This window comes from Hymenobacter plasmatis (genome assembly GCF_020711255.1).
Classification (GTDB): domain Bacteria; phylum Bacteroidota; class Bacteroidia; order Cytophagales; family Hymenobacteraceae; genus Hymenobacter.
On record NZ_JAJFAW010000015.1, the window covers coordinates 125,977 to 136,034 of the forward strand.

A 10,058-nucleotide genomic window follows, 5' to 3' on the forward strand; every position below is an offset into this window, starting at 1 on the left:
CTGGCCTTGGCGCCAGCGTAGGGCGGCCCATTACCTTCGCAACCAATGAAATCAAAAATTGACCGCAACATCATCATCGGCTTTGCCCTGGCCATCGGCATCCTGCTGCTCACGGCGGCGGCCTCGTTCTGGAGCATCCGGGGCCTGAGCGTGCAAACGGCCCGCGTGGAGCACACCTACCAGGTGCTGCAGGAAGCCGAAACCATCACGGCCGTGCTGAAAGATGCCCAGGCCGGCACCCGCGGCTACCTGCTCACCGGCGACACCGTGTACCTGCGGCCCTACAGCATTGCCACCGGCCAGCTGCCCGCCAGCCTGGAGCGCATCCAGGCCCTCACGGTGGACAACCCCGCCCAACGCGCCCGCCTCGATTCGCTGCGCATCCTGGTGGAGCAGGAATTCCGGATACTGCGGCCGCTCACGGAAATCAAGAAATCGATGAGCCGGGCGTCGATGCAAACTCTCTTGGACACCGACCGCCAAACCCTGCGCCAGGTGCGCGTGCTCTACGCCCGCATCAAAGACAGCGAGCTGGCGCTGCTGGCCCAACGCAGTGCTTTGCAGGATGTATTTGAGAAAGCCACGCCCATTGTGGTGCTGGTGTCGGCGGTGCTGGCCATCCTGATTGTGGTGTGGCTGGTGATAAAAATCGCGAAGGAGCTGGCCGATAACCGCCGCCTGCAAGGTGAGCTGGCCGATATCAACGCAGAAATCAGCCGGCGCATCGCCCAAATCCGGGCGCTGGCCGAGCAAGTGGTGCAGGGCGACTACACGGTAAAAATCACCGACACGGCCGAGGACAACCTGGGCGGCCTGGCCACTTCGCTCAACCGCATGACCCAGACGCTGGACGCCAGCTTCAGTGCCCTGGAAAAACGCAACCAGGAGCTGGACCAGTTTGCCTACGTGGCCTCACACGACTTGAAGGCACCCCTGCGCGGCGTCACCACCATCGTGAAATGGATTGAAGACGAGCTGGCGGCCGAGCTCTCGCCCCAACTGCGCACCTACCTCGAGCAGATGAAGGGCCGCCTGGCGCGCCTGGAAGACCTGATAAACGGCCTGCTGGCGTATGCCCGGGTGGGCCGCACTACCCAAGCCACCGCCACCGTAGATGTAGCCCAACTGCTGGGCGAAGTAGCCGAGCTGGTGGTGCCGCCCGATTTTACCCTGCGCGTAGCCCCCGACATGCCGAGCTTCGTGACCGACCGGCTGGGCCTGCAGCAGGTGTTCACCAACCTGCTCAGCAATGCCGTGAAGTACCACCAGCGCGGGGCCGGCCACCTGGAAGTGACGTGCCGCGAGGCCGGACCCTTCTACGAATTCCGGGTGCAGGACGACGGGCCCGGCATTGCACCGGAGTACCACCAAAAGATTTTTTTGCTATTTCAAACGCTGCGCGACCGCCATACAGCCGAAAGCACGGGCATTGGCTTAAGCATTGTGCAAAAGATTATTAACGAGCACCATGGCAGCATCCGCGTCGAATCGGTTCCGGGGCAGGGAGCGGGCTTTATTTTTACCTGGCCAAAGTAAACCTGCCCCGTGGGAACCCATCGAAGGCATTCCGGACTTATTACCACCGGCGGCTTTTTCGGCATGTTGCAGGGAAGCGCCTCCTATTTTCCTATACTGCATGCGTTCGGTTTTACTTGTCGAAGACGATATTTTTGATACGATGACGGCGGAGAAATCCTTCGCCAAGTTCAACGTGCCCCATCAGCTCCACACGGCCTTCAACGGTGAGGAAGCTCTGGACCTGCTGCTGGGCCGCAACGGCGCCGAGCCCCTGCGCCCCCTGCCCGAAGTGATTTTGCTGGACCTGAACATGCCCCGCATGAACGGCATAGAATTCCTCACCGAGCTGCGGGCCAACCCCGAGTTTCAGCACATTCCGGTGTTCATCACCACCACCTCCAGCATGGACGTGGACCGGCTCAACGCCGAGAACCTGGGCGTAAGCGGCTACATCCTCAAGCCCCTGGACTTTGAAACCAGCACCGACCTGGCCGACAGCCTGAGTTTGCTGGAAAAGCTGCTGAATTAACTTTCGCCGCTTATAAGGACATTGAAAAGCCTAGCCTGCCACTGAGAATTTGCCCCCTGCCTAAACGGCTGCTATTCTTGTAATGAAGGCTTTGCGGTAAAATTGGGCTAAAATTACAGGTGCGTGACATAGCTAAAAACGGCCATCGGGGCCGGGGCCGCATGCCTGGTTGTTCATTCGAACCTCACGCAGGGAGAACGGAATTTACACGCATTGCCTTTCGTTTGCGTTTCAGCAAAAAAGTTGATGCTCTAGGGAGCTTTGTGGTGCTGGTCTGGCATATTTGTTGGGCGTTGGTACCTTGTTCAGCCCCACTGATATTCCTTCCGTTCTTCATATGAGAATTCCTATCCTTTTTCCGGCGCTGGCCTTGGTATTGCTGGGAGGGCGTGCAGCCCAGGCCCAGGACGTGGGCCCGCGCCAACTGGGCGCGCCACCTACCATGCCGCCACCGGCCCGGCCCCGCACGGCGCCAGCTCCCCGCCAGCTGGATACAGTGCCCGTGGCCCCGCCCGACACCACGCGCCGCGCCACGGTAACCACGCCCCTACCCGGCCCCATGTCGGCCCCTGCGCCGGTGTACTCCCCTACCCCACCCGGCCAGCTACCGGGCAACAATACCCGCGCGACCCGCTTCCAGGTAGGCCTGAAAAACGGCTTGGTGTACAACGCATCCGATGTCGAAACGAAGACCCCGCTGTTTGGGCGCTCTTACCTGCTGCTGGATGGGCAGCGCAAGTTTGACCTGAACGAGGTTGGCTTTTATGAGGACGAAACGGGGCATTACGTGCGCACCACCTTGCCGGGCTCGTCCCGCGAGAGCACGCTGCGGCGCGACAAAACCGGCCGCATCAGCCTCTATTCTATCACCACGTCTCAGTACAGCTCCGGCCCCGGCGGGTTTGGCTACCCGGGCTACGGAGGTTATGGATACGGCGGGTACGGCATGGGTGGCATGGGCTACCCCTACAACGGCTACCGCACCGTCAAAACCGAATACTTCTCCAAAGACAACGGCCCCATCCAAAGCCTGAGTACCCGCAACCTGATGCTCGCAACCAGCGACAACGCCGGCGCCCAGCAGCTGCTCATGGAATCGCGGCGCTACCAGCAAATCACTGTGGGCAGCTACTTGGTAGGCGGCGGCCTGCTGGTTGCAGGCCTGCTGCAATCGCTGCAGCCCACCGACAACGGCCGGTCTATTTCGCCCATGGTGTACGCGGCCATTCCGGTGCTCATCGTGCCCATTGTGCTTCAAAGCAAGCAAGCCAGCAACCAGCGCCAGGCCATTGCCCTGTACAACGCCGGGAAATAACGCTGGCGGTGCTTCGCTGAATGAGGAATGAGGAATGAGGAATGAGGAAATTCGGCCACAATGGCTCAATTCCAATTCTTCATTCCTCATTCTTCATTAAGCGCAGCGTAAAGCAACCCCTGGGCTGGCCGCATGCGTAGGTCTGGCATGAAGCCTACTGCCGCGTCTCTTACTCCTGAAGCTCTTGCTACTGATTTTGCCGCCCGCCAAGCCAAGGCCCTACTAGTGCACGAGCGGCTGTGTGCTAAATACGGGGCGCCATTTCGCTTTTTCAGCACCAAAGACCCGCTGAGCGAACTGGTGAGTGCCCTGCTCTCGCACCGCACCAAAAACGCCGATTCGCACCGGGCTTACCAGGAGCTGCGGGCTACGTTTCCGGCCTGGGAGGCCGTGCGCGATGCGCCAACCGAAGCCGTACAGCACGCCATTCGGGCCTGCACCTGGCCCGAGCAGAAGGCCCCGCGCATTCAGGCCGTGCTGCGCGAAATCAGCGAGCGGTGTGGTAGCGATGCTCCGTGCTCGCTGGATTTTCTCGCCGAAATGCCCATTCCCGAAGCGCGGGCTTGGCTGGAAAGCATCAGCGGCGTGGGGCCAAAAACCAGCGCCGCTACTCTCCTATTTAGCTCCCTGCGCATTCCGGCCATGCCCGTGGATAGCCACCATCACCGCGTGGCCCAGCGCCTGGGGCTCATTGGCCCGAAGGTGGGCGAAGGCCCGGCCCACAAGCTGCTCGAAGCGCTGCTGCCGCCCGGCTGGGACGCCCAGCAGGTGTACGACCACCACGAGGCGCTCATGTTTCACGGACAGAAATGCTGCTATTTTAGCGCACCTGCCTGCCACCGCTGCGTGGTACTGGACCAATGCCCGTTCGGGCAGGCCCGGCTGGCGGCAACAAGTTCTCCGGCGGCCTAACTCCTATGTTTACCCTACACCTGCGCGCCAAACCTGAGGCTAAAACCACGGCGCTGCAAGTAGCTGCCGACGGTTCCGTGACCGTTCGCCTGAAGGCCCCCGCCCAGGACGGTAAGGCCAACGCCTGCCTGCTGGCCTACTTGGCCGAGGTGTTTGGCGTGAGCAAAAGCAGCGTGGAGCTGCTGAGCGGGCACACCGCGCCATTCAAGAAAGTCCGTATTGGGGGCGTGGACGAGGCGGCCGGCCAAGCGGTCTTGGCTCGGCTTCGGACGCCTTCCTGAAGTTGTTTTGCCTGCGAATAGTAGCGGCGTTTCAGGACCTCAGCTTCTGCAGCAACTCCTAACCTTCGGGCCAGTCGTAGAAGACCTTGGGCAATTATTTCTTGCGCTTCCAGCGGTAATATTTCCGGTACCACGTCGAGGTTTTCTTGAATAAACTGCTCGGGCTTTCATTCGGAAACATATTTATCCGAAATACCTGCATGCGGTCGTCTTCGATGTGCATACCGCCGGTATCGGTGGAAACGCCCAGCGCAAATCCGGCTTCGCGCACCGCATTTTTCACAGCGTCGTTGATGTCGCCGTACGGATAAGCGAAGCTCACAATTTGGGTTTGCAGGGTAGCCTCTAATTCTGCTTTGCTGCGCCGAATTTCCTGGGCAGCTTCGGACAGTGGCAGTGTGGTGAGGCGGGGGTGCGACATGGTGTGCGCCCCAATTTCCCAGCCTGCGCCCACGAAAGCGCGCTTTTGGGCCAGGTCCATTATTTCGGAACGCGGCTCGGTGGGGTCGGCGGCTAGGTCCCACTGGTTGTGGCACACCTCAAAATCGCCGAGCAAATACATAACGCCCCGGTAGCCGTATTGCTGCATCAGCGGCAGCAGGTTGGTGTAATTATCGGTATAGCCGTCGTCAAACGTTAAGATGATGGGGCGGGCGGGAAATTGAGCTAACGGTAATTCGCCGTTGGCAAATTTCAGATAATCGGCAAAGGTTATGGGCGTTAATTTCTGCTTCTGGAAATACGCCAGGTGCTTTTCAAAATTCTCTTTGGTGACGTAAATCTTGTGCTTGGTTTCGAGCGGCGCATCGGGGATTTTGTGGTACATCAGCACCGGAATAAAATCCGGCGCGGCTTTGCGCATGCGCGCTTCGCGGTATACCTCGAGCACCCGCGTGGCTACCGTGGCCAGGTCGTAATGTACCCTCACGCGCTGCTGCAATTCCGCTGTTACTGGTTGCGGGGCCCGCAGAAAGGCCCGGGCATCTTCCCGGATGGCAGCCCACTCAACCGCCGGGGAAGCTACCCGCGCCGAAATGTCGCCAAAATTTGAAGCGGCCGCCGCGGCAAAAGTGTCATCGGTTACCAGGCCTTCGTAGCTGGCTTCGCCCAGCGCCAGCACGGACCGGCCCGCGCCCAGGGCCTCGATGGCCACCCGCCCGGCCCCGATGACCAGCGCGGTGCGGGCCAGCCAACCAGGCACATCCTTCGTGAAGCCCACCACTTCTACCCGCTCTCCAAATTCACCCTGCAGCTGCTCCAAGGCAGTTTTTCCAGCGGCCGGCAACTGCTCCAGCTCACCGCCGATAAGCGCCACCCGCAGCTGCGGAAACTCCCGAAGCAGCTCCGGAAAAACCTGCTGCAACAGGGCAGCCGCCCGCTCGCCTTTGCCCCCATTAAACCGCCCGATGAAGGCGAGCCGCAACGGCTCTGTTAATGAAGAATTAAGAATGAGGAATGAAGAATTATTGGCTGGCAATTCTTCATTCTTCATTCTTAATTCTTCATTCAAATTTGGCGTTTCGCCAAATTTGACCCCGTTGGGAATCTCCACGATTTTGGACGCGGCCATCTTCACTTCGGTCACCAAATGCTCGCGCAGATTGCCGCAAATGGCGATGACCTTATCCCCGTAGATATCAAACAGTGAAGTGGAGGCATGTAGGTGCTGGCGGCCGTGCACCGTGCTCACCAGTGGGATTTTCATTCCACGAAGGGCGAAGTAGCTCACCCAGCTGGCGGCGCGGGCATGCGCATGCACCACATCAATGTTCTCCTGCCGAATGAGCTGCCGGATAAAACGGGCATTGCGCAGCCGCTGCGCGTAGCTGCGGTTGCTGATGGGGGCCACGACCTGCGTGGCTCCGGTGGGCAGCTGGTTTGATTCGGAGAGCATCCACACCTGGTGGCCCTGGGCCCGGTGGGCTTCGGCCAGCTGCACGGCATAGGCCACGGAGCCCGCAAAAAACTCAGCTGAAAGAACGTGGAGAATGCGCATCCAGCAAAGATATCGCCTGCCGGAAGGTCCTGCTAAGCAGAGCCGAAACATCCCTGCCGCTTCGTTGCAGCGAAGGAAGGGCGCTCACCAGATAGAATTCAATTCACTCTCCTGGCAGGAATGCTTCGCCTCTGCTCTGCAGAGCAGGCGTGGTGGCGCCAAGTAGCGTTAGCGCGTGGCGCGACCAGCCACGTTTTCCATGTATTTCTGGCCACTACCGGTGTTCAGCAGCAGAATCTTCTCGTCGCGCTGCAGCCAGCCGGTGGCCAGCAGCTGGCGGGTGGCCATCCAAACGGCGGCGCCTTCGGGGGCCACAAACAGGCCTTCCTGCTGGCCCAGGTCGCGCATGCCGGCCAGCATGTCTTCCTCGCTCACGCTCACCACGGTGCCGCGCGACTCTTGCAGCACGCGCAGCATCATGGCTTCGCCCAGCGGGTGCGGCACGGCCAGGCCGTTGGCCAGCGTGGCGCTGCCCTGGTAGCTGTGGCAGTTGGGCTGGCGGCCGGCGTAGGTTTCGAGCAGGGGGCAGCAGTTTTGGGCTTGCACGGCCACCATGCGCGGCAGCCGCGTTTCGGGCGCCAGCCAGCCCAGAGCCTTCATTTCCTGGAAAGCTTTCCAGATGCCGATGAGGCCGGTGCCGCCGCCGGCGGGGTAGAGCAGCACGTCGGGCAGCTGCCAGTTGAGCTGCTCGGCAATTTCGTAGCCCATGGTTTTCTTGCCTTCGAGGCGGTAGGGCTCCTTCAGGGTCGAGATGTCGAGCAGGGCGCCGTCGGCGTTGCGCTGGCGCACGCGGGCACCGCAGTCGCTGATGAGCCCGTCCACCAGCTCCACTTCGGCGCCGTACCAGTAGCACTCCTCTTTGAAGGCCTGCGGGGTGTGGCGCGGCATCACCACCACGGCCCGGAGGCCGGCGCGGGCGCAGTAGGCGGCCATGGCCACGCCGGCGTTGCCGGCCGTAGGAATGATGCAGCCGTCTACGCCCAACTCTTTGGCTTTGGAAACGGCCATGCTTAGGCCGCGCGCTTTAAACGAACCGGTGGGATTTTGGCCTTCGTCCTTCAGCAGAAGGGAAGACAGCTCGTGGCGCGCGGCCAAACGCGGTAGGTTGAGCATGGGGGTCATGCCTTCGCCCAAGGTCACTTTGTTTTCGTCGTGCAGCAGGGGCAGCAGAGCGCCGTAGCGCCACATCGACGTATCGGCCTGGTCGATTACGTCGCGGCTCAGGGGCTCGTGCAGGTCATAATCGGCCACGAGGGGCAAGTTGCAGCAAGTGGATACCCGTTGCAGGTCGAAGGCGGAGTGCGTGGTGCCGCAGGCCGAGCAGTGCAGTGCGGCTAAGCGCGAGAGGGATTCAGAGGCTACCAGTTTCATAGGGCAAAGTACGGGAAGGGCTTGCCCGCAGTATGCCTTTTCGGGATGGGTTTTTGGAATAGCCTATGCCTTCTGGGAATAGTAGCGCTTGGTAAAAAGCAGAAAATCCTTGTAGGGCGCGTTGTTCTCAGTGCCCTTACGCTGGATAAAGTTGAACTCCCTTTTGAGCGGGAAATTATTGATTTTCACTTCCGAAAATTCGCCGGAGGCCAGTTCCTTTGTCACGGCCTGGCGGGGCAAGAAAGCCAGGCAGCTGTCCACCCGCACGAAATTTTTGAGGGCCTCGGTGCCTCCCATGCGCACGCGCACCGGCAGGGCCGCCAGCTTGATGCGGTGCCGGGCCAGGGCCTCTTCCAACACGGCCAGCGTGCCAGAGCCGTCCTCGCGCAGGGCCAACGGCGTGGTGAGCAGGTCGTGCACTTCGAGGGTGCGGTGTTCGAGCGGGTTGTGGGCGGCGCACACGGCCACCACGTCGTCGGTGAGCAGGGGCGTGTAGGTCACGTTGCTCACTTTGTGGATGCCTTCAATGATGCCCAGCTCAATTTCGTGGTCGAGCAGGGCGCGCAGGATGTTGTCGGAGTTGCGGTTTTTGAGGCTGAGTTGGCGGTTGGGGTGCAGGCGCAGGTAGGCCGATACCACCGGCGGCAGCACGTAGAGCGAAATGGTGGTGCTGGCCCCAATCAGCAAGTGCATGGCCGGCGCAAACGCCGTGCTCAGCTCGCTCATTTCCTGGTGCAGCTCCTGCTGCAGCTGCTTGGCTTGCAGCAGTTTTTGGTAGAGCTTCAGGCCGGCGGGCGTAAGCTGAATGCTGCTGCCCATGCGCTCAAACAGGCCGGTTTTGTAGTGCTCCTCCAAGGCCTTCACCTGCTTGCTTACGGCCGACTGGCTGATGAACAAAGCCTGGCTGGCTTTGGTGAAACTGAGCCGTTGGGCTACTTCCAGAAATACTTCGTGCGGGTGGGACAGCAAGAGAATCAGGGTTATGAATAAACAGCACAACATGCTGGGCGGAGCCGAAGCATCTCGCCAACGCAAGTAACTCAATCAATGAAATTACTACCCCGAGCGAGATGCTTCGGCTGCGCTCAGCATGACGTGCTTTATACCTGCCGTTACTTCCCCTCTACAACCCCAGAAGGGCTCCGAATGCGCCATCTACCACCTGAGCCATGCGCGGGAAATCGAGCGTTTCGATGGTATCCGATTTCTGGTGATAGTGCGGGTTGCGCAGGAAAGACGTGTCGTTAATCATCACGGCGTTGTAGCCTTGGGCCCAGTAGTTGCGATGGTCGGATAGCCCGGCCAGGCCGCCCAGGGCTTCGGGCAGGTTGATGCGCTGCACGTCGAGGCTGCCAGCATGGGGCTGCATCAGGGCCTGCACCTGCTGCGTGAAAGCCTCCTGGCCGGTTTTGCCCACGACGACGATGAAGTTGCCGGTGCTGGGGTACAGTTGGGCCAGGGCCTCGTTGGGGAAGCTTTGCGAGTTGGGCTCGTCGCTGAAGTAGCCTATCATTTCGTAGCACAACATGCCGCGCACCTTGGCTTTGGCGGCGTGCAGGGCGCGGGCGTGCACGGCGCTGCCCATGTGCTCGGTGGCGAAGTAGGGCGGCTCCTCGTTGGGGTAAGCCACAAAATCGATGCGGTGCCGGAGCGGCGCCCGGCTTAGGTGGAGCAGGCGGGCGGTTTCGAGCAGGCCGGCCACGGCACTGGCGTTGTCGTCGGCGCCGGGCTGGTCGCCGCACACGTCGTAGTGCGCGCCCACAATGAGGCGCTCGGCCTCGGGCGGGCCAAAGGAGGCAATGATGTTGCGGTAGCGCCGGCCATCGGCCAGGAAGGCCTGCTCCGAAACGGTGGTCTGGAGCTTTTCAAAGCAGCCCTTGATGTAATCGGCCGCCTTGTTCAAGGACTGCAGGTTGTGGCAATTGCGGGCCGGGTGCAGGTTGGTGAGAAAGGCAACGTCGGCATGGAGGCGGCTTTGGTCGGCGGGCATAGCGGGCGGGGCGGGATGGACTCGCAAAACTATACGGTAGCGAAAGCAAGCGGTGGGTTAGTTGAGCTTAGAGCGTGTTGGGGAATTAGTTGGGGTGTAACCTATTGAGGCACATGGTTGAGTTGGCAATCAGCAACCAAGTTTCG

9 protein-coding genes are annotated in these 10,058 nt (G+C 60.8%); 5 read left to right on the top strand and 4 right to left on the bottom strand.

From position 1 onward, the window contains the following. The first annotated feature begins 45 nt into the window (after window positions 1-45). The 5 genes from LJ738_RS12490 (at window position 46) to LJ738_RS12510 (ending at window position 4,555) form a co-directional block, all read left to right on the top strand. Complete coding sequence (locus tag LJ738_RS12490; protein WP_227786640.1) at window positions 46-1,536, top strand: sensor histidine kinase; 1,491 nt, start codon at window positions 46-48, stop codon at window positions 1,534-1,536. Window positions 1,537-1,636: 100 nt separating this feature from the next. Continuing rightward, the gene (locus tag LJ738_RS12495; RefSeq protein ID WP_068188310.1) at window positions 1,637-2,047 is read left to right on the top strand and encodes a response regulator; all 411 of its coding nucleotides are present in this window, start codon (window positions 1,637-1,639) and stop codon (window positions 2,045-2,047) included. A 337-nt stretch (window positions 2,048-2,384) separates the two neighbouring features. Continuing rightward, window positions 2,385-3,362 (top strand): hypothetical protein, encoded by a 978-nt coding sequence (locus tag LJ738_RS12500; protein WP_227786647.1) that lies wholly within the window; start codon window positions 2,385-2,387, stop codon window positions 3,360-3,362. Between the two features lie 147 nt (window positions 3,363-3,509). Continuing rightward, a complete protein-coding gene (locus LJ738_RS12505) occupies window positions 3,510-4,274 on the top strand; it encodes an endonuclease III domain-containing protein (protein WP_227786641.1) in 765 nt (254 codons plus the stop codon). 5 nt (window positions 4,275-4,279) lie between these two features. Next, entirely contained in the window at window positions 4,280-4,555 is a 276-nt protein-coding gene (locus LJ738_RS12510; RefSeq protein WP_227786642.1) for a DUF167 domain-containing protein, read from the top strand. 94 nt (window positions 4,556-4,649) lie between these two features. On the opposite strand, the gene LJ738_RS12515 is transcribed toward LJ738_RS12510, so the two are convergent. The 4 genes from LJ738_RS12515 to LJ738_RS12530 form a co-directional block, all read right to left on the bottom strand. Next, entirely contained in the window at window positions 4,650-6,551 is a 1,902-nt protein-coding gene (locus tag LJ738_RS12515) for a polysaccharide deacetylase family protein (protein ID WP_227786643.1), read from the bottom strand. A 168-nt stretch (window positions 6,552-6,719) separates the two neighbouring features. Continuing rightward, the gene (locus tag LJ738_RS12520; protein ID WP_227786644.1) at window positions 6,720-7,922 is read right to left on the bottom strand and encodes a threonine synthase; all 1,203 of its coding nucleotides are present in this window, start codon (window positions 7,920-7,922) and stop codon (window positions 6,720-6,722) included. 63 nt (window positions 7,923-7,985) lie between these two features. Next, window positions 7,986-8,891 carry a LysR family transcriptional regulator gene (locus LJ738_RS12525; protein ID WP_068188332.1) on the bottom strand — a complete coding sequence of 302 codons (906 nt, stop codon included), beginning with the start codon at window positions 8,889-8,891 and terminating at the stop codon, window positions 7,986-7,988. Window positions 8,892-9,045: 154 nt separating this feature from the next. Then, window positions 9,046-9,912, bottom strand: a complete 867-nt coding sequence (locus LJ738_RS12530; RefSeq protein WP_227786645.1) for a M28 family peptidase — start codon at window positions 9,910-9,912, stop codon at window positions 9,046-9,048. Between the last annotated feature and the right edge of the window lie 146 nt (window positions 9,913-10,058).

Bases quoted from the DNA above. Each gene is read 5' to 3' on its own strand.
- LJ738_RS12505 (WP_227786641.1), top strand. From the start codon at position 3,510: ATGAAGCCTACTGCCGCGTCTCTTACTCCTGAAGCTCTTGCTACTGAT.
- LJ738_RS12490 (WP_227786640.1), top strand. From the start codon at position 46: ATGAAATCAAAAATTGACCGCAACATCATCATCGGCTTTGCCCTGGCC.
- LJ738_RS12500 (WP_227786647.1), top strand. From the start codon at position 2,385: ATGAGAATTCCTATCCTTTTTCCGGCGCTGGCCTTGGTATTGCTGGGA.
- LJ738_RS12515 (WP_227786643.1), bottom strand. From the start codon at position 6,551: ATGCGCATTCTCCACGTTCTTTCAGCTGAGTTTTTTGCGGGCTCCGTG.
- LJ738_RS12530 (WP_227786645.1), bottom strand. From the start codon at position 9,912: ATGCCCGCCGACCAAAGCCGCCTCCATGCCGACGTTGCCTTTCTCACC.
- LJ738_RS12495 (WP_068188310.1), top strand. From the start codon at position 1,637: ATGCGTTCGGTTTTACTTGTCGAAGACGATATTTTTGATACGATGACG.
- LJ738_RS12510 (WP_227786642.1), top strand. From the start codon at position 4,280: ATGTTTACCCTACACCTGCGCGCCAAACCTGAGGCTAAAACCACGGCG.
- LJ738_RS12520 (WP_227786644.1), bottom strand. From the start codon at position 7,922: ATGAAACTGGTAGCCTCTGAATCCCTCTCGCGCTTAGCCGCACTGCAC.